The organism is Aliisedimentitalea scapharcae, from assembly GCF_045277565.1.
Classification (GTDB): Bacteria; Pseudomonadota; Alphaproteobacteria; order Rhodobacterales; family Rhodobacteraceae; genus Aliisedimentitalea; species Aliisedimentitalea scapharcae.
The window spans coordinates 3,590,137-3,609,492 of the sequence record NZ_CP123584.1; the positions used below are offsets into that span (position 1 = coordinate 3,590,137).

Annotated in this window: 20 protein-coding genes; 14 read left to right on the forward strand and 6 right to left on the reverse strand. The window is 55.4% G+C overall.

The features are described 5' to 3' along the window. Positions 1-92: 92 nt before the first annotated feature. Positions 93-902 carry an outer membrane protein gene (locus QEZ52_RS16735; RefSeq protein ID WP_406645610.1) on the reverse strand — a complete coding sequence of 270 codons (810 nt, stop codon included), beginning with the start codon at positions 900-902 and terminating at the stop codon, positions 93-95. Between the two features lie 401 nt (positions 903-1,303). Beyond that, entirely contained in the window at positions 1,304-1,714 is a 411-nt protein-coding gene (locus tag QEZ52_RS16740) for a hypothetical protein (protein ID WP_406645612.1), read from the reverse strand. Between the two features lie 300 nt (positions 1,715-2,014). Between QEZ52_RS16740 and QEZ52_RS16745 the strand changes: the two genes are divergently transcribed. Next, positions 2,015-2,530, forward strand: a complete 516-nt coding sequence (locus tag QEZ52_RS16745; RefSeq protein WP_406645613.1) for a sigma-70 family RNA polymerase sigma factor — start codon at positions 2,015-2,017, stop codon at positions 2,528-2,530. After that, positions 2,531-3,166, forward strand: coding sequence for a ChrR family anti-sigma-E factor (locus tag QEZ52_RS16750; protein ID WP_406645614.1), 636 nt, complete (start codon positions 2,531-2,533; stop codon positions 3,164-3,166). A gap of 161 nt (positions 3,167-3,327) precedes the next feature. On the opposite strand, the gene QEZ52_RS16755 is transcribed toward QEZ52_RS16750, so the two are convergent. Both QEZ52_RS16755 and QEZ52_RS16760 read right to left on the reverse strand, forming a co-directional pair. Beyond that, positions 3,328-4,053, reverse strand: a complete 726-nt coding sequence (locus QEZ52_RS16755) for an SDR family NAD(P)-dependent oxidoreductase (protein ID WP_406645615.1) — start codon at positions 4,051-4,053, stop codon at positions 3,328-3,330. After that, positions 4,050-4,820: a DUF1365 domain-containing protein gene (locus tag QEZ52_RS16760; RefSeq protein ID WP_406645616.1), complete on the reverse strand. Its 771-nt coding sequence runs from the start codon at positions 4,818-4,820 to the stop codon at positions 4,050-4,052. The genes QEZ52_RS16755 and QEZ52_RS16760 overlap by 4 nt, the downstream gene beginning before the upstream one ends. Before the next feature lie 118 nt (positions 4,821-4,938). Here QEZ52_RS16760 and QEZ52_RS16765 point away from each other — a divergent pair, with 118 nt between their 5' ends. From QEZ52_RS16765 to QEZ52_RS16790, 6 genes are all read left to right on the forward strand, one after another. Continuing rightward, positions 4,939-6,282: an NAD(P)/FAD-dependent oxidoreductase gene (locus tag QEZ52_RS16765; protein ID WP_406645617.1), complete on the forward strand. Its 1,344-nt coding sequence runs from the start codon at positions 4,939-4,941 to the stop codon at positions 6,280-6,282. Continuing rightward, positions 6,221-7,378, forward strand: a complete 1,158-nt coding sequence (locus QEZ52_RS16770) for a class I SAM-dependent methyltransferase (RefSeq protein ID WP_406645618.1) — start codon at positions 6,221-6,223, stop codon at positions 7,376-7,378. Before QEZ52_RS16765 ends, QEZ52_RS16770 begins: the two co-directional genes overlap by 62 nt. Beyond that, the gene (locus tag QEZ52_RS16775; protein ID WP_406645619.1) at positions 7,371-7,865 is read left to right on the forward strand and encodes a hypothetical protein; all 495 of its coding nucleotides are present in this window, start codon (positions 7,371-7,373) and stop codon (positions 7,863-7,865) included. The genes QEZ52_RS16770 and QEZ52_RS16775 overlap by 8 nt, the downstream gene beginning before the upstream one ends. Beyond that, on the forward strand, positions 7,865-9,091 hold the full coding sequence (locus QEZ52_RS16780) for an MFS transporter (RefSeq protein WP_406650537.1): 1,227 nt from the start codon (positions 7,865-7,867) through the stop codon (positions 9,089-9,091). The genes QEZ52_RS16775 and QEZ52_RS16780 overlap by 1 nt, the downstream gene beginning before the upstream one ends. Further along, complete coding sequence (locus QEZ52_RS16785) at positions 9,088-9,648, forward strand: DUF3833 domain-containing protein (protein WP_406645620.1); 561 nt, start codon at positions 9,088-9,090, stop codon at positions 9,646-9,648. The genes QEZ52_RS16780 and QEZ52_RS16785 overlap by 4 nt, the downstream gene beginning before the upstream one ends. A 187-nt stretch (positions 9,649-9,835) precedes the next feature. Then, complete coding sequence (locus QEZ52_RS16790; RefSeq protein WP_406645621.1) at positions 9,836-9,958, forward strand: hypothetical protein; 123 nt, start codon at positions 9,836-9,838, stop codon at positions 9,956-9,958. Positions 9,959-9,998: 40 nt separating this feature from the next. On the opposite strand, the gene QEZ52_RS16795 is transcribed toward QEZ52_RS16790, so the two are convergent. Both QEZ52_RS16795 and QEZ52_RS16800 read right to left on the reverse strand, forming a co-directional pair. Further along, on the reverse strand, positions 9,999-10,910 hold the full coding sequence (locus tag QEZ52_RS16795) for a GTP-binding protein (RefSeq protein WP_406645622.1): 912 nt from the start codon (positions 10,908-10,910) through the stop codon (positions 9,999-10,001). Next, positions 10,907-12,550, reverse strand: a complete 1,644-nt coding sequence (locus QEZ52_RS16800) for an amidohydrolase (protein WP_406645623.1) — start codon at positions 12,548-12,550, stop codon at positions 10,907-10,909. The genes QEZ52_RS16795 and QEZ52_RS16800 overlap by 4 nt, the downstream gene beginning before the upstream one ends. Positions 12,551-12,654: 104 nt before the next feature. Between QEZ52_RS16800 and QEZ52_RS16805 the strand changes: the two genes are divergently transcribed. The 6 genes from QEZ52_RS16805 (at position 12,655) to QEZ52_RS16830 (ending at position 19,208) form a co-directional block, all read left to right on the forward strand. Beyond that, positions 12,655-13,575 carry a LysR family transcriptional regulator gene (locus QEZ52_RS16805; protein WP_406645624.1) on the forward strand — a complete coding sequence of 307 codons (921 nt, stop codon included), beginning with the start codon at positions 12,655-12,657 and terminating at the stop codon, positions 13,573-13,575. Positions 13,576-13,703: 128 nt separating this feature from the next. Beyond that, positions 13,704-15,275, forward strand: coding sequence for an ABC transporter substrate-binding protein (locus QEZ52_RS16810; protein WP_406645625.1), 1,572 nt, complete (start codon positions 13,704-13,706; stop codon positions 15,273-15,275). 75 nt (positions 15,276-15,350) lie between these two features. Further along, positions 15,351-16,328 carry an ABC transporter permease gene (locus QEZ52_RS16815; protein ID WP_406645626.1) on the forward strand — a complete coding sequence of 326 codons (978 nt, stop codon included), beginning with the start codon at positions 15,351-15,353 and terminating at the stop codon, positions 16,326-16,328. Beyond that, positions 16,325-17,209, forward strand: coding sequence for an ABC transporter permease (locus QEZ52_RS16820; protein ID WP_406645627.1), 885 nt, complete (start codon positions 16,325-16,327; stop codon positions 17,207-17,209). The genes QEZ52_RS16815 and QEZ52_RS16820 overlap by 4 nt, the downstream gene beginning before the upstream one ends. Then, entirely contained in the window at positions 17,209-18,198 is a 990-nt protein-coding gene (locus QEZ52_RS16825; protein WP_406645628.1) for an ABC transporter ATP-binding protein, read from the forward strand. Before QEZ52_RS16820 ends, QEZ52_RS16825 begins: the two co-directional genes overlap by 1 nt. Continuing rightward, positions 18,198-19,208, forward strand: a complete 1,011-nt coding sequence (locus QEZ52_RS16830; protein ID WP_406645630.1) for an ABC transporter ATP-binding protein — start codon at positions 18,198-18,200, stop codon at positions 19,206-19,208. Before QEZ52_RS16825 ends, QEZ52_RS16830 begins: the two co-directional genes overlap by 1 nt. Positions 19,209-19,356: the final 148 nt, after the last annotated feature.

A 19,356-nucleotide genomic window follows, 5' to 3' on the forward strand; every position in this document is an offset into this window, starting at 1 on the left:
AAACCAAAGAACGGCACCTTCCCCCCCCTGTTACCAGCGGCGGAAAATACCCGGCTTCCTTTCGTCCAGTGCGCGACAGATCAAACCGCGGATCACTGGAAAACGTATTTGATACCGATATACGGCCCGTGTTGTTCAACATCATAGGCAAACGGACCACCAGCCAAGGTCGTGCTGTAGTCCATGCTGAAGTAGCGATAGCCGAATATGACCGATGTGTTTTCCCAGGGTTTATAGTCAAACCCGGCATTCACCGCGACTTGCAGATCATTCCCGCCTGCGCCAAATCCACCGAACTCCATTGACGCAACTGTCGTCCATCGGTCGTTCAGCTCCCATTTACCACGGGCTCCGATAACGGGCTCCCACCAGCTTTCATCCCCCCCCAGTGTCACCCCTGGAACGGGCGTGGCGATGTTGACTGTCTGGCGCAACGAATTGTAGCGAGCCCCCGCCTGAAGATCGACGGTAAATCGGTTTCCGCTCTGGCCGTAAGTGCCATTCGCAATGCGGTATGCACCAATCAGCCCCAGCCATTCCTGCCGCACATTGATCCCAACTGGTGCCCCCGCCGGGCCTGGGAGATTTCCATCGGCGCTCAGAGAGTAATAATTTGCATCAACCAGAATACCCCAATCCCCTTTCCAAGCCTCAAGCCGACCTGATGCGGCAAAGTCGAGATTTTCCAGCACCTGCCCCAGATCCAGATCGACCGGTGCCGTAACGCCAGATATCGTTGTTGTTCCGGTGGTCCGCGCTGGCAGGAATGCATAGAACGCGCCAGTGTAACGCCAACTTGCATCATTTTGGCCCTGAGGCGTCATTGGATCGGCCACAACCATTCCCGTAGCAAGGACCGTTGACGAAAGGAGCATGGCGGCAATCAACAGGTTGTTTTTCATTCCATGGTTTCCTTCAGATGACTTTGGCCGCCGCTGGAGCGGAGGCGGAATTGGAGGTGGGCAAGTATTTCTGTCGTTTTATGGATCGTTCTATTCAGCCTTCATACCATAATATTGTATTTTTTAGGGACAAATTCAAATAGCCAAACGTGTTCAAGAATATTTCTTTTTCTCGCGTTACTTTGCGCCAAATGAAATAACGGGCATATATGCACTCCCTTTGGCCGCGGTTATCGGGATGGCTCTGTCGTAACCAGATCCATAGGGCTGTTTTGTGTGCCCCCCCTTTGCTGTGCCTTCGGTTTCACAGTCCACGACTGCCGCCAGGTTTCGCTGGCTCAGCACACCCCGGTGGGCGTGGGGTCGCCAATTGGCTCCCGCTTGGCGGATGCTACTCTTTCTTAGCCGCTGGCTGAGCGTTCCGTGCACCCACTGAAAGCTTGGGCAATGGACCGGGAGTTGCCGATGATATCGACGCTGTTGGACCAGCCAGAATAGGTCGCGCCATCCTTCGGTGGTTGGAAACCAAATCGCACTGAGACAAAGTTCGGCTTGGCTACGCTGGGAGACGGGCTTTGCAACACATAAATCTTCTGAGTGGCGTCATTTGAAAAAACACCCCGCGCATAGAGCGATGCACCGCACCAATAGATGGCATTCTCCGAGAAATCGGCAATGACTTCGAATGTGTTGTCTGACAGCCGGTACGCCTCATAGCGGCTTTCATTTCCCGCCAACGCAATCTGAGCAGGAAACAGTGTCATGAATAATGCCAACGTCAGGCGGTTTGCCGAGGTCCATTTCTGAGGCATGGTGTGCATCTCCCTTTTCATCGAATACGCACGCACCGCCTTTTTGGATCAATCCAACCTGTTCAAAACATACATGCACCTGTTCGGTGCCTCAAATCGTGGCCAGTGGCCTGATCGTGCGTCTTTGTTCAAAACAATCGAATTTTTTCTGATCCGACTTCACCAAGCGGACGTAATAGAGCTATGATTACTCTTAGCGCTGATAAACTCTGCACTCGACCGTCGCATGTCGAGATGTTCTTAGGGGATGGTAAATCTTTGTCGCAAGAGAATACGGAGTTATCAGACCAAACGGCCTGGATGCTTGCGGTTCGGGACCGACGGGACAAAGACGCCTTTGCGGCGTTGTTTGACTACTTTGCGCCGCGCTTGAAGGGCTTCATCATGCGCAAAGGCACGTCGTCGGCTCAGGCCGAAGAAATTGTTCAGGATGTCATGCTCACAGTTTGGCGCAAGGCCGCGATGTTTGACCCACATCGCGCTCAGGTGTCGGCATGGGTCTATCAGATCGCCCGGAATCGACACATCGACATCCGGCGTAAGGAAAACCGCCCCGTACCCGAAGAGTTGTACGAAGATCCGGGAACTGAGCCGGATGCCAGCCAGATCCTGGCCATTGACCAGGAAGCCAGCCATCTGAAACAGGCACTGGCGCAACTGAGCGCGGATCAACGAGAAATTGTCGAAAAGGCCTATCTGGGCGAGCTGACACATCAACAGATCAGCGAACAGACCGGGCTTCCTTTGGGCACTATCAAATCACGAATACGTCTCGGGCTGGAACGCCTGAGGCGCGAATTGAAGGGACTGCGATAAATGTCCGCAATCACTCACCATGTCCCCGACGCAATGCTGGCAGCCTATGCTGCCGGATCCCTGCCCTATGCCTATTCGGTTGTTGTCGCGAGCCATGTTTCGCTGTGCGATCAGTGCCGTACGGCGCTGGGAGCGCATCAAACTGTCGGAGGCCTTGTGCTCGAAGGGTGCGACACCATTGATGTGTCCAGCCGTCTTAAAACGGATGTTCTGGCGATGTTGGATAAGCCCTATACACCGGAGCCTGCTTACGACCGCGCGGGCGTATACCCAGGACCGGTCGTCGAAGCCCTGCGTGGCACATCCCCCCGCTGGAAGACATTGGGGATGGGGGTGCGTCAGAGCATCCTGTCTGCCGATCGTGAAGGATCGGTTCGATTGTTGTCGATCCCGCCCGGACAGGCCGTACCGGATCACAGCCATAATGGTCTGGAACTGACCCTGGTGCTCCAGGGTAGCTTTAGCGATGAAACCGGTCGCTTTGGCGTGGGGGATCTGGAAATCGGCGACGAAACCCTGCATCACACACCAACAGCAGATGCTGGTGAGGCCTGCATTTGCCTTGCGGCAACGGATGCACCACTGCGGTTCAACGCTTTCATGCCGCGCCTTTTGCAGCCCTTCTTCAAGATCTGAGTTCGCTATCTGCAGCCACGAAACACTGGAGCGGAACCACCGCCGCTCTCTGAGACGGCGCGGGGATTGGGGGCCTGTGCTGAGGTGTTCTGGCAAATGACGTGCGCGCCGTTAACCCGCGCATAACTGTCCTGCTGGTCAGAGTTCAGGACTTAAATGGGTCAGGCACCCCGATATACGATCCAGTCAGGAAGCGCTCCATATAGCTTCAGCACCCAGGAGAACGGCACCGGGAAATCGGTTCTGAAACGGCGCGACCGCATGGCCCTGACAGTACGCTCAGCGGCCGCTTGCGGTTCCATGATCATGGGCATCTTAAAGTCATTCTTGACGGTCAGGCGGGTTTTGATGAAACCGGGATTGACCACGCGGACAACAACACCCGTGCCTTTGAGGTCGTGGCGCATGGTTTCAGCAAGGCTGATCAACGCGGATTTGCTGGCACCGTATCCAACTGCAGCAGGCAGGCCGCGATACCCGGCAAGCGAACCGACAAGGGTGATGTCCCCGATCCCCCGATCCAGGAACGACGGCAGCATTTCCCCCAAAACCCTGAGCGCTCCACAGAAATTGACATCCACCATGGTCAAAACCGCATCCCTGTCCCAGGCCGTGGTCTTCACCGGCTCATAGGCCCCGGCGTTGTAAACAAGACCGTCGATTTGGCCGATCGCCGCACAGGCAGTGCGCACAGAAACGGCGTCGCTGACATCCATGGGAATCGCCCGAGCGCCTGGCAATTGGGAACATAATTCCTCCAACCGCCGTTCATTGCGTGCAGACACGATCACCTGCGCTCCGGCGTCGGTCAGGGCCTTGGCCAAAGCCCGGCCCAGCCCCTCACTGGCCCCGATGAGCCATATCGTCTTGCCCTGAAACTCTTTCACGACCGGTTTTCCCGATACACTGGGGTCTCGGACAGAATACTGTCTGGTGGCGCTGGGGTTTTCATGAATGGCGCACGTTTCAGAAACAGGATGGCCGCTTGCCAGTGGATCAACGCCAGGACCCGCAAAGCGCCGGCAGGGCGACGTACCGCCGCCCACATTAACGACGTGCTGGTCGCCCTGCCCCGCGCGCCGGAAAATGTCGCGATGACACCTTCATCGCCATTTTTGTATGCAATGCGAATTTTGATCGACCGATTGGTGAATTTGAACTGGAACCTGTAATCGCCCTGCACCTTTTGAAAGGGTGACACATGCATGATCTTTTCCGCAATCAGCATGTCAGATTCCCGGATCGGGCTGAAATTGTCATTGGCGCAAAAATAACAATGGCGATGACCAAAGGTGTTGTTGACCTCGGCCACAAAGGCACAGGGTTCGCCGTCGATCAGAGCGATCCAGAAGCTAACCGGATTAAAGTGGAACCAGAGAAAACTGGGTTGGGTCAGGAGAACCAATTGGGCCCGGTCTAGCGGAAATCCGCGTTTTGACAGCTCCTCTCGAAACCACTCGACGCCCTGCCCGTTCCCCCGAGGTCCGCCATGATGCCGATCCCAGAGCGACCACAGATTGAAGCGGTTTCGGGAAATGGGCCACGGCAATGGTGCGGTCAAATCGGTCAGGACAAAATCGACACCATAGCGAAAAGCATTTTTCAGGCTCCCGCGGCGTGCATGACTTGTCTGCGCTTGTATGTGTTCGAGCATAATTGAAATACGTGTGTCCGGCTTGTCTGGATCACCCAAAGTCAAAAATAAAATCAAAATGATCCAACTGCCAATACCCCGCGTATTCTCTTTTAAACACAAGCTTTAAGGGGACTGCATGCTGGATCATACGCAAGCGCGGCGAAAGAAGATTGCCATTGTCGGGGGGGGCATTTCGGGTTTGTCTTCTGCCTACTACCTGTCAGCCCATCACGACGTCACCTTGTTCGAAGCCGAACCCAGGCTTGGCGGTCATGCGCGCACTGTCCTGGCCGGAAAGAATGGAGACCAACCGGTCGATACCGGGTTCATTGTCTTCAATTACGTAACCTATCCACATCTGACACGCCTGTTTCGGGATCTGAACGTGCCCGTCATCAAAAGCCACATGAGTTTTGGTGCCAGCATCGACGATGGGTCTTTGGAATACGGGCTGAACAGCCTCAAAGCCATCACCGCCCAAAAACGCAATCTCGTTCGGCCGCAGTATTACAAGATGGTCGCCGACATCCTGCGGTTCGGAAAACATGCCGAACAGGCCGCAAAGGATGACGACAAGACAATCGGAGAACTGGTTGACGAACTGGGATTGGGAAACTGGTTCCGCGACAAATATCTCATGCCGATGTGCGGTGCCATCTGGTCAACGCCCGTGGATAACGTCGATGCCTTCCCCGCGAAATCTCTGGTTCAATTCTTTCGCAACCACGCGTTGCTGGCGGGCATCAAGGAACACCAGTGGTGGACCGTCAAAGGGGGCAGTATCGAATACGTTCGGCGGCTTGAAACGGCTCTTTTGGGCCGTGGCTGCAAGATCCTTGAAAACACACCGATTGCCAGCATTCACAGATCGGCCGACGGTGTGGTCGTGATCGACAACCGCGGAAACCGGGCACAGTTTGACGAAATCGTCCTGGCCTGCCACTCGAACCAATCGCTCAAAATTCTTGGCGGGGAAGCCACCCAGGGAGAGGTCGAGGCACTGGGTAGTATCCGCTATCAGGCGAATTCGGCGGTTTTGCATTGCGACACCAGCCAGATGCCCAATCGGCGCGCAGCCTGGGCCAGTTGGACCTATCGATCGCAACCCCAAGGCATAGGTGTCACCTATTGGATGAACAAGCTTCAGGACATTCCCGAGACTGACCCGCTTTTTGTTACTCTGAACCCATCATCCCAGATTCCCAATGACAAGATCTATGACAGGGCGGAATTCGACCATCCGATTTTCGACAAGGCCGCCCTGAGGGCCCAAACCGTTATTCGCACAATGCAGGGCCAAAACCGAACCTGGTACGCAGGTGCCTATAACAGGAACGGTTTCCACGAAGACGGAATTGCCAGCGCCATGCGCATTGTTCGCATGATCAACCAGCCATTTGAAATCAGCGGAGCACAAAATGCATTTGACCAGCAAAGCCCTGAAAACGGAATTCCTGTCCACCTGCGCGCAACTGTGTGACGGGCGCCTGACCCTGCGAACGCCCGAAGGTGAGCGCTATGAATTCGGGACATCGGGACCCGAAGCCGAAATGGTGATCCGCGATTGGTCTGCGGTGTCAGCGATGGCAGCCCATGGCCAGGTGGGGTTGGGCGAAGCCTATGTTCAGGGACTGTGGGACACACCGTCAATCGAAGGGCTGATGAGCGTGGCGATGCGCAATCGCGAACACTTTGGCCGCTATGACCGGGCGTCTGCTTTCAACCACATGAAATTCCGTCTTGTCGACAGGGTGTTGCGGGCCAATTCCCGTGGTGGATCGCGCAAGAACATCCGGTCTCACTATGATGTTGGGAACGAATTCTACCAACTGTGGTTGGACGACGGGATGACCTATTCTTCGGGTCTGTTTCAATCCGGCTGCACCGATCTGGCCAAGGCGCAGACCCACAAGAATGCCCGCGCGTTGTCCCGACTGACGGACAGGGAACAGGTATTGGAAATCGGCTGTGGTTGGGGCGGCTTTGCAGAACATGCGACCCGTGAAGGCCGCGACGTGACCGGCGTAACCATCTCACGCAGCCAGCACAGCTATGCCGAATGCAGGCTGGATGGCACGGCTGACATTCAACTGCGTGACTATCGCGATATCAGCGGAAAATTTGATAACATCGTGTCCATAGAAATGGTCGAAGCCGTCGGCGAACGCTATTGGCCCGAATTCTTTGCCACCTTGAAACAACGCCTTGCCGAAGGTGGACGGATCCTGTTGCAGGCCATTACCGTTCAAGACGACTATTTCAACGCATACCGAGCGTCATCGGACTATATCCGCCAATATGTTTTCCCCGGGGGGATGCTGTTGTCTGATACAGTGATCGCGCAACAGGCCCGCGACGCGCATTTGCAAGTCAGCGACAGCTTTGCGTTTGGCCAGGACTATGCCAGAACCTGCCGGATTTGGGGGTCACGTTTGGTCGCCCAAAAGCAACGCATCCTGGAACAGGGGTTCGATACCGCCTTTTTCCGAAACTGGCAGTACTACCTCGAGATCTGCGCAGCATCCTTTGCGGTGGGGCATACAAACGTGGTTCAGGTCGAGTTGGCCCATGCCTAGGCTGTTTGTCATTCTGGCATTGCTGTGTGCGCCGGCTCTATCGCAGGCCTCTGCAATCGAGGCCTCCTTGTCGGATGCCACCCTGCGCGGCAAAGCGGTGTTTCGGTTCATCGGCCTTCCTATCTACGAGGCGCGGCTCTTTACGCCTGCTGGCGCGCCGTTGGATTGGAAGCAGAATTTCGGGATTGAGCTGAAGTATTTGCGCCAGATCAGCAAGAAAGATCTGGTTGCAAGCACTATGGATGAGCTGGGCCGCACAGGCGCACGCCTGCCGATACAGGACCAATTGTCCCGTTGTTTCGACGATGTTGCCAAGGGAGACCGCTATCTTGCGATAACCAGAGGCCCAGACCAGATCGACTTTTGGCGCAACGATGTTTCGGTATGCTCGCTCGGCTATCCACAGATATCCAAACGCTTCATGGCCATTTTTGTCGGCGAAAACACCCGCTCGGCATCGTTCACCCGTAAATTAAAAGGCGAATGATGGTCTATCCGAGGGTCAGCCTGTATGCGCTGATGCTGGCTGCGGCTGGCATCCCGCTGTACATCCACCTCCCCCGCTTTGCTTCGGTAAATCTGGGTATTGGGTTGGGAGTCGTCGGGACGCTGCTTTTGGCGATCAGGGTCGTTGATCTGGTGCAGGACCCCCTGATCGGCTGGGCCATAGACCGATGGCCTCGACAGCAATTGCCCTTTGCGATGCTGGCTGCTGGTGGTTTGGCGATCGGGTTCCCGCTGCTCTTTGCATTGCAACCCGGGCCGCAGGTGGTTGTCGCATTGCTGGCAGTTCTGGTCCTGTTGTTTTCAGCCTACAGCCTTGGAATGATCCTGTTGTACGGGCGCAGCGCGACCTTGGCGCACAGCCCCCGGCCCAAAGACCTCATGACAGTGTCGGCCTATCGCGAGGCAGGCATGTTGACCGGCGTGATCCTGGCGGCAGTGTTGCCGGCGATATTTGCGGCATCAGGTGCACCAGATGGTGGCTATCGCGTTTTTGGGTTCGCTCTCGGGGTCATCGCTGTTGCGGCAGGGGTGGCCACCATCCCGATCTGGCGACGGCCCCCAATTTTGGGAACGGCTATTTCGCTGTCCGGGATGGCCCGTTCCGGTGCCTTTCGGTTGCTGCTGTTGGCCCTGATCAACAGCCTGCCAGTTGCCATCACGTCAACCCTTTTCCTGTTCTTTGTCGAAGACCGGTTGCTGTTGTCTGGCAAGTCGGGATTGCTGTTGATCATCTTTTTCTTATGCGCAGGCGTGAGCGTACCCCTCTGGGTCCGTGTGAGCCGCCACCTTGGCAACAGACAGACCCTGTTGTTGGCAATGCCCCTCTCCATTCTCGGCTTTGTCGGTGCCGCCTTTCTGGCCCCTGGAAACATGGCCGGGTTTACCGCGATCTGTATTGCCTCAGGGGCGGCGCTGGGCGCGGACATGGTCCTGCTGCCCGCCATGTTTTCCGTCGCTCTGACAAACGCCGGGTTAAAGGCATCCGCGGCCTTTGGGCTCTGGTCCTTTGCCGGGAAGCTGGGCCTGGCGCTTGCGGCCTTCACCGTTCTGCCCCTGCTAGAGTGGAACGGTTTTTCCCCCGGCCAACCCAACACAGCACAGGCACTGACCGCGCTGAACCTTGCCTATGCTGTCATACCTTGTGTTCTCAAACTCGTCGCCATCGGGTTTGTTTTCTCGCTCGCTCAAAAGGATAGAGCCCAATGAAAATTCTGACCGCCATTCTTGTTCTTGCGATGCTGATCGTTCTCGCCAAAACGCTTTTTCTCAGCTTTCAGGCGCAATCACCATCAGACTATGCCAAGACAAACCCAGCATTCGATATCAAGAAGCACCTGTCAGGAGCCATCCTGTCCGAAGGGCTGATTTTTGGACCAACCGGCAAGATGACCAGCAGCTTTGTTGCAGAAATGGTCGGAGAATGGGACGGTGACACCGGCACTTTGACCGAGCATTTCACCTATTCGAACGGCGCAGTGCAGAACAGAAAATGGTTTCTGACACTGGGGCCGGGGAATACGTTCACCGCCACCGCGGATGACATCATAGGAGAAGCCAAGGGCGAGGTTTCGGGGTCCACGGCGACGCTGACGTACAAGATCGTTCTTCCAGAAGACGCCGGAGGGCATGTTCTGAACGTCACAGACTGGATGTATCTGACTGACAACGGAACAATCATGAACAAGTCTGAAATGCGAAAATTCGGCATCAAGGTGGCTGAACTGGTCGCAACCATGCGCCCGACACCTATCGGCAAAGACTGAACCCCAGGATGATGATGCCAAAGACATCAAGCGTTTCGCCGACTTCTTCGCAAGGCGGCTTGGTGATCTGGTGTCTTTGGCCGATGGGGTCGACATCTGTTCGCTGTCACGAGGTTGGGCGGACCAACAGACTGCCGTGGAAACCGGGCACATGGACAGTGGGCAATCCGTTATCTTGACGTCCTTCATGGGTTCCACAAAGACCATTCTCAAGCTGTTCCAGAAACCGGAAGAACACGGTATCAGCCCCGGACATGGCTTCGACATTCATGATCAGGCAATTGTCAGAATTGCCTGTGATATTTTCTGAGTTGATGAGGATCGGTGAACGGGTGAGCAATACAATTCCGTCAATCCGGGGTCACCCTAAACTCTTTGCTTAGAAACGCTCGATCTAGTCGCCCCTGGAAGCCGAGGCAAATAACACCCAAAGCGGACATGTCATTTGTCCGTTGAACACTCCAACGTTTCCCAACTGTCTGGATCAACCAAGGCTGATTATCCGCGTCTGTAACAAAGCCCTTGGCCCGGATCACCCCCAAGCTCCCTTTGGTCAGTGATTTCGCAAGAGCCTCGGCATTCACCGGCCCCGTTGGGATCAGAACCAGGCTTTCAAAAAGCGAATCCGAATGCGCAGCGTTTTGTCCCGTGCCCGGTGACGTGATCAAACCCAAAAGAGCGTCGGGAAGGACCTGCCCATGTTGCGTCGGAATTTGAATGGCGGCGGGTGCAGCTTCGGTTATCCAGTCCGCTACCTGCTGTGCAGTCTCTTCCGAAACAAGGTCAAGTTTGTTGATGATGATGCATTCTGCATCGGAAATCTGCCTTAGGATCGTGTCGCCGATATACTCATCTAATGCTGCCTTTCGCACGGTTTCCGCATCGACAACAACCACGATCCCGTCCGAAGTCAGGCCCGGCAACAAAGACAGGCTGGCTACAATCGCCCCAGGTATCGCCACGCCGGAGCTTTCGATTATGACCGTGTCTGGCGGGGGAGACATCTGAGTCATTGAGGTCAATGCACCAAGCAGGTCGTTGCCAAATGAACAGCAAATGCAACCTCCCGCGATCGAGATCAGGCTATCGTCTTCGGCTTCAATCAGGTCTTCGTCAATGGGCAGGTCGCCAAATTCGTTAACCAGAACTGCCAGGCGTCTGCCGTCTGCGTTGCGTAGAAGATGGTTTACCAGCGTTGTTTTTCCGGAACCGAGATACCCCCCAATTGTAAGCACCGGGAGAAGAGCGGTGTCTTGTGTCACAGGTCATCCACCGAAAAGATCCGCCCCCCCTGCACAGTGCCCCATACGCCAATATCCTTCAGGGACCACGGCTCTACGCCAGTAGGGTCATCCTCCAGAACTGCAAAGTCTGCCCGTTTTCCAACCTCGATCGAGCCAACTTCTCCGTCCATGTGCAACGTGTACGCGGCACCCAGGGTGATGGCCCACAGGGCAGCGTCAACGTCGATCTTCTCGCCCGCCCCCAGAACACGTCCAGATGCAGTGATCCGGTTGACGGCGCACCATGCCGTGAACAAGGGGCCAAGTGGGGTGACCGGAGCGTCTGAATGGATTGTCATTGGCACGCCCGTGTCCAAAGCTGTGCGACAGGCATTCATGCGTTCAGCCCGCTCAGGACCAACCGTCAGACGGTAATGCTCATCGCCCCAAAAGAAATGATGGTTTGCAAACAGGTTCACGCACATATCGAGTTTGGCCATTTTGCGAAATTGCGCTGCATCAGCCAATTGGCAATGTTGCATGGTAAACCGATGGTCAGCGCTTGGGTGCGCCTTCAGAGCTGGCTCAAGCATATCCAACGCCATTTGTGTCGCCTGATCACCATTTGTGTGAGTGTGTACCTGAACCCCGGCTGCAAGCGCGCGGTGGTACAGATCCGACATCTGCTCAGGCGCGGTATACCACAACCCGTTTGGGGCACCGTTATGGTAACCCGGCCAGCGCATTCTCGCAGAAAAACCCTGAATTGACCCATCGGCGATGGCCTTGATCCGCCCAAGACGCAAGCGGTCCGTCGATCTCTCTTTGAGCTTCAGAACATAGCCGACGATCTCTTCTGCCGACATGCCAAGAAACACTTTCAGAGGGACGATACAGGCGGGGAAACTGTCTTCGCCAGTGACGCGCAACATCATGTCCACGCTTTCGTCTTCCAGCCGTGCGGCGAGATCGGTGCAAGTGGTGACACCAGCGCGGACGCAGAGTTTGGCGTAATCTCGCAAACCTCTTTCATCACAATCGGTCAGTGATCTGTCAAACCCTACAAATGGCCCGACCGGGGTCATTGCGTCGGGCCCATACAGCTCGCCCTTGGGCAGGCCATCGTCACCCAAGGGAATGCCGGGATGGTTGACACCCGGCTTCAGCAACCCAGCCAGTTCCAACGCCTTCGAATTCACGTTCATGATGTGGCCCGACGCGTGCAATACACCAATTGGCCGAGTGGTTGAAACGCGGTCCAGATCGTGCCGTGTGACACGTTCGTTGTTCATGTAAATCGGGTCCAACGACCAACCCGCCAACGGTGCATTTGGATCGGTCAGCTTGGTTTCTTCTTCGCTGAGCCGCGCGATCACAGCATCAATCGTCTGCAATCCCGACCAAGTTTTCCCGTCCGGGTCCGTCCGATCAAACCAGCCGACATAGACATTGCGCCAAAGCGTACCTTCCATGGTGTGGGCATGGCCCTCAACAAAGCCTGGCATCAGCACCTTGTCGGCAAAACGCTCATCCAGTTCATAGTTGCCCCAAGGTGTCAGGTCGCTCAGGCTGCCGGCCCCGAGAATGCGGCCATCCCGCACCGCCACATGGCTGACCTCGGGTTGGTTCGGGTTCATCGTCAGTATCTTACGCGCGCAATAAATGGTCGTTTTGGTCATAATGTCCTCGAAACCTCAGGCTTTCCCAAAGGCTAAGGCGCTTTCATTTGCCTGAAAAATAGTTTTAGCTGACGATAAACCCCGGTTTTTTGGCGGAATGAGAAATGCTGAACTTCACACTCAAGCAGTTGCGCTATGTCGAGGCCGCCGGTCGCCTTGGCTCCATCGCCAAGGCCGCGACAGAGTTGAGTATCTCACAAAGCTCTATCACAGCGGCCATTGATGCGCTGGAGCAATCGCTGGACTATGATATCTTTGTGCGCACCCCAGCCAAAGGTATTCAGGCCACGCCATCCGGGCTGGAAACGCTGCATCTCATCAAAGGTTTTCTGGATCAATCACGGCATTTCGAAGGTGAAATCCAATCGGTGGGCAGCGACGCCGCCGGTTTGGTACGCATGGCTTGTTATGCGACCGCCGCGCCATCGTTTTTGCCGCCGATCCTCAAGGCAATTACAGAAGAATTTCCTGGGATTTCCATCAAACTGCTAGAAGGCAACATGGCCACGACCATGGAATTCCTGTCCGAGGGCGAGGCCGATCTGGTGTTTACCTATGGCGAGGTTACTGACAATCGACACAACTTTATGCCGTTGTTCGAAGCACCTGCATACGCGCTCGTATCCTGTCACGATCCAGCTGCTGATGACGACAGTATCACGTTTGCGGATTTGGCCCAACGGCCTATGGTCCTGCTGGATCTGCCACGGACCAAGGACTATTTCCTTGGTATGTTCAAGGCCCGTGGGCTAAATCCAAACGTTGTCCACACCAGCCGCTCATCCGAGATTTGCCGAAGCCTTGTCGCCAGTGGATTTGGCTTCTCGATCTTGAACATCCTGCCTCCCGAAGCACTGGGAAAGGGGTCGCCTTACCGTGCTTTACCGATTCAGGATGCGGGCCCAGCGCCCGTCTTTGGGATTGCGACGATGACGGGGGCACGCCAGCCCAAAACCGTGCGGGCCATTATCGAAACCTGTCTTCGCCTCAAGTCACGAGAAAGTTTTTCGGAAATCACGGTTTGAGAACAGGGATTTTGATTCCCTCATAAAATGTGTCTTTGAGGATTATTAATTCTGTTTTTTGCCGGAAAGATCCTGCGCTAGGCTTTCACCCAATAGGAAAAAAATGTGTAATTCTGGGAGGAACAATTGTGAAACACGCACTCAAGGGCCTGGTGACAGCGACCGCACTCGCAGCGGTTATGGCGACCGGCGCAGTTTCGGCTGACGAACCCAAGCGGGGCGGCACGCTGTTGACGACACTTCAGCAGAACCCACGAAACCTGAACCCTGCGGTCCAGTCCGGAACCGTGACCGGCTTTCCGGGTGCGCAGCTGTTTGCGTCACCTCTGCGCTATGACGATGATTGGACCCCGCAGCCCTACCTGGCTGAAAGCTGGAGCGTATCGGACGATGGCCTCACGGTTACACTGAACCTGGTCAAGAACGCGAAATTCCATGACGGCCACCCAATCACGTCCAGCGATGTTGCGTTTTCGGTCAAGGTTATTCAGGAAAAACATCCATTTAAGGCGATGTTTGCACCTGTGGCATCGGTCGACACCCCGGATGATCACACGGCAATTTTGAACCTCGACAGACCGCATCCGGCCCTGATGCTGGCCATGTCCGGACAGCTGATGTCGATTATTCCAGAGCATATTTACGGCGATGGGCAAGATCCCAAGTCGCATCCGCGTAACAATGCAGATGTTGTCGGGTCAGGCCCGTTCAAACTGGTAGAGTTCAAGAATGGCGAGCATGTCATTCTGGAGCGGTTTGACGATTTCTTCATCGAGGGGCGGCCCTATCTCGACAAGATCGTGATGCGCATCATCACCGATCCAGCAGCCCGTGCCATCGCATTGGAAAACGGCGAGCTGCACTTTTCGGGGTTCGAATCCTTGCCACGTATCATCAACCGCCTAAAGAAGGTCGATGGGTTGAATGTGACTGCAGATGGGTACGGTGCCATTGGCCCGCTTGACTGGTTGGCAATCAACACCACCAAGGGACCGCTCGCGGACAAACGCGTGCGTCAGGCCATTGCATATGCAGTAGACCGCAATTTCATCCAGAAGGCCCTGATGCAGGGAACGGCATCCGACGCCCTGACAGGCATTCACCCAGACAGCCCGTTCTATGAAGCAGACGTTAATCCATATGATCTGGATCTCGACAAGGCAAACGCGCTTTTGGATGAGGCTGGATTCGCCAAAGGGTCGGACGGAATGCGCTTTGGTCTGACAATTGACTTTGGTTGGCCCGATGTGAAACCGCAGGTCGAATACACCAAAGCCGCCCTGAAGAAAGTAGGCATTGATGTAACTGTACGGGCCTCGGCTGACTTTCCAGCATGGGCCAAGCGTATGGGCACAATGGATTTCGAATTGAGCTGGGATACAGTGTTCAACTGGGGTGACCCAGTGATTGGTGTGCACCGGACCTATTTGTCCTCGAACATCGCCAAGGGCGTTTGGTCGAATACCCAAGGCTATTCAAATACCTCGGTTGATGAGATCCTTGCCGCCGCAGCGGTCGAAACGGACAGCGACAAACGCAAAGCACTCTACTCGCAGTTCCAGAAGATCGTGAACGACGAAGTGCCGCTCTACTTCACCAACACCCTGCCTTACCACACGGTCTATTCAGACAAGGTCGGAAATCCACCGATTGGCATCTGGGGCACGTCGACTCCGATCGACAATATGTACCTGAAGTAAGGATTCACCGATCCAAGATGGCCCGCGGCGTTTCCTTCCGCAGCGGGCATTCTTTCCTAGACCGGGGGCAATTCGTTGAGATTCCTACAGACAACCCTTACCCGAGTTTTCTACGCCGTGCTGCTGTTGCTAGCCGTGTTGGTTCTGAATTTCTCTTTGATGCATTTGGCCCCGGGCGATGTCGCGGATACGATTTCGCAGTCCATGGGCGGAGCCGACCAGGAAGTGCTGGACGAAATCCGTAGGGATTACGGATTGGACAAGCCTTTCATCGTGCAGCTGGGCCGATATATCGGAAACGTCCTGCAATTCGATCTGGGGTATTCGTTCTTCTATAACCAGAGCGTAACAAGCCTCATTCTGGGTAAGCTTCCCGCTACGTTGTTGTTGGTCATCAGCGCGCAATTGCTGGCTCTGATCCTGGGCGTGGTGATGGGTGTTTACTCGGCCCGCAAGCCCAATGGCATTGTCAGCCACTTCGTGACGCTGTTTGCCCTGTTTGGATATTCCGCGCCGGTCTTCTGGACAGGCATACTGCTTCTGATCGGTTTTTCCCTGCACATACAGTGGTTCCCCGTGGCAGGAATGCGCGATGTGACCATTGAAGGTGGCTTCTTTGCCCAAGCTGCAGATATCGCCCGCCATCTGGTTTTGCCGATGATCACCCTGTCCTCCATTTTCATAGCTTTGTATTCCCGTCTGTCACGCGCAACGATGATGGAAACTTTGGGATCGGATTATGTCCGCACCGCCAAAGCCAAGGGCCTGACGACCCGGCAAGTGGTTTACAAGCACGCTCTGAAAAATTCGTTGTCACCGGTGATTACACTGGCTGGTTTGCAATTCTCCGCTGTGGTGTCCGGCGCTGTTCTGGTTGAGGCGGTGTTCAGCTGGCCGGGTCTTGGCACTTTGGCGTTCCAATCAATTATCGCGCGTGACACGCCAACCATTCTGGGAATCCTGTTTTTCTCGGCCTTGGTCGTGATTATCGGCAATCTGTTAACAGACGCAGCCCACCGGCTGGTTGATCCGCGCATTGGAGGCCGAAAATGAGCACCCTGCCCCCAATCCTCGAAGAGGAAATTCAAAAGGCCCGACATCCGGCAGCGGAAGCTTGGGAAATGTTTGCCCGCAACCATGCTGCAGTTCTGGGTCTGATCGTACTGATCGTGATCACCTTTGGAGCCATATTCGGCCCGTTACTATACCCGACGGACCCGTTTGAAATGGTCTGGGCACCGTTTTCTCCCCCCGGCGAGGAAGGTTTCCTGTTGGGCACTGATTACCTGGGGCGCGATCTTGTTGCGATGATCCTGAACGGAGCGCGCGTCTCTCTGATTATCGGCCTCGCTGCGGCGTTCGTGTCGATTTTCATTGGCGTGACGATCGGTGCATTGGCTGGGTTCTATCGGGGTTATGTCGAAGAGATCCTGATGCGGATCACCGAGTTCTTCCAAGTGTTGCCGACCTTGCTGTTCTCGATGGTCATTGTCGCGCTATTCGGCGCGAGCCTGCCAATGATCACCTTGGCAATCGGCATCGTGAGCTGGACGGCCGTGGCCCGGATCACCCGATCCGAGTTTCTGCGCATCCGAGAGCTGGAATACGTCAAGGCGTCACGTGCGTCCGGAGCCAAAAACATGAAGCTGATGTTTCGTGTGATCCTGCCCAACGCTTTGCCGCCGATCATCGTGCAATCCGCTTTGATGGTGGGTTCGGCAATTCTGTTTGAGGCGGGCCTGTCCTTTCTAGGCCTCACAGATCCCAACGTTGTCAGTTGGGGACAAATCATCGGCTCCAACAGACAATATATTCTGGACGCCAGCTATACCGTTACATTCCCCGGTTTGGCAATTTTCATAACCGTTCTGGCAATTTCACTCGTGGGTGACGGGCTGAACGACGCGCTCAACCCGAAACTGAGGCAACGCTGATGGCTAATCCGCTTCTAAAAATCGAAAACCTCAGGATCGAATTGACGACACGTGACGGGGTCGCTCCGGTGATTGATGATCTGTCGTTCGAGCTAGGCCAAAATGAAGCCATCAGCTTTGTTGGCGAAAGCGGCTGCGGCAAGTCGATGACCGCATTGGCAATTATGGGGCTTCTACCAGAGAAGATCGGGCGCGTTGCCAGCGGGTCTATCCTGTTTGACGGAGAGGAGTTGACGCAAGCCAGCGACGCCCGTCTCAGGGAAATTCGCGGTAACGAGATCTCTATGATCTTTCAGGAACCAATGACCTCTCTCAATCCGGTGTATTCTGTTGGTGAACAGATTGCCGAGGTTATTCGGGCGCATCAGGGGCTGAGCAAAAAGGCGGCATGGGATATGGCCGCTGATCTTCTGGATGCGGTCAGAATCCCCAATGCACGCAAACGGGTGGGCGACTACCCGTTCCAGATGTCGGGGGGGCAGCGTCAACGGGTGATGATTGCCATCGCGCTCGCCTGCCAGCCGAAAATTCTGATCGCCGACGAACCGACCACGGCGCTTGATGTCACGGTTCAAGCTCAAATCTTCGATCTGCTGCGTGACTTGCGCAAAGAGACCGGCACTTCGATCATCATGATCACCCATGACATGGGGGCCGTGGCGGAAATGGCCGAACGAATGATCGTCATGTATGCTGGCCGGGGTGCCGAAATCGGCCCTGTGGACCAGATCATCGAACACGCCCGCCATCCATATACCAAAGGGTTGATTTCCTGTGTGCCTCATATCATCAGCCAACTGACCGAGGACCGCGAGCGCCTGACCGAAGTTCCGGGCATTGTCCCCGGCCTGGCCCAGTTCGGTCGTGACATGTGCCTGTTTGCATCACGATGCAATATCCGGTCAGGCCGATGCCTGGAGGAGCGCCCACCGATGCAGCGTTTTGAAAATGGTCAGCTCGCCGCTTGTTGGCATGCGGAGGACGTGTAATGGGAAATGACAAAATCAACGCCCCCATTTTGACCGTCGAAAACCTGGGCGTTCGCTTCTCGGTCAAACGCGGCGGCACCTTTGGAAAGCGGGCGTTCCTGTATGCCGTAGACGACGTTTCCTTTAGCGTCAACAAGGGTGAAACCCTTGCCATCGTTGGTGAGAGCGGGTCCGGAAAAACAACGGCTGCTTTGGCCGTGGCCCGGCTTGTCGAGGCCTATACTGGTCATGTGAACCTGGATGGCCACGACATTCTGAACATGGACGGCGAAGACCTGCGCCAGGCGCGCACCAAGGTTCAGTTCATCTTTCAGGACCCTTACTCCAGCCTCAACCCTCGCCAACGCGCCGAGGATATCGTCCGCGAGCCGCTGGACAGCCTGACGGATACGACGCTGAGTGAGCAGCGTGAAATCGTTGACAAATTGTTCTCTGCAGTTGGCCTGCGCCCAGAACAAAGACGGCTATTTCCACACCAATTCTCTGGCGGGCAACGTCAGCGGATCGGCATTGCCCGGGCACTGGCTACACAGCCAGAACTGATCATTTGCGATGAGCCCGTTTCCGCGCTTGATGTGGCGGTTCAGGCGCAAATCCTGAACCTGTTGCGCGACCTGCAGACAGAATTCGGGCTGACCTACCTGTTCATCAGCCATGACTTGGGTGTTGTTCAACACATGTCCGACGCCATCGCTGTGATGTACATGGGTAAGATCGTCGAACATGCCGACCGGCTTAGCCTTTTCAACAACCCACTGCACCCTTACACTGCTGCGTTGTTGTCTGCAGTGCCTTCGGTCGACAGCAAACGACGCGCCGAAACCAAACGCATTCTCATTCCTGGCGACCCACCCGATCCCGTAAATCTTCCCAAAGGGTGCCGCTTTGCCAACAGATGCCCGGTGGCCCAAGATATCTGTCGTCAATCTGAGCCCGAGTTGATTGACCGCGGAGAAGGTCACCGCGTCGCCTGCCACCTAATTGACAACACGAAAACACCACTTCTCTAAACAATAGATTGAACTACCAAATGGTAGCATTTCGGCTACTTGAGCCAGGAACCTACAGGTGAAATCAAAACAGTCAGTCAAGAGCCGCTTGTGGTAGTGTCTGACGTCAGCGCTTATGGGTCCAAATAGGGTTATTTGCTAAGAGAGG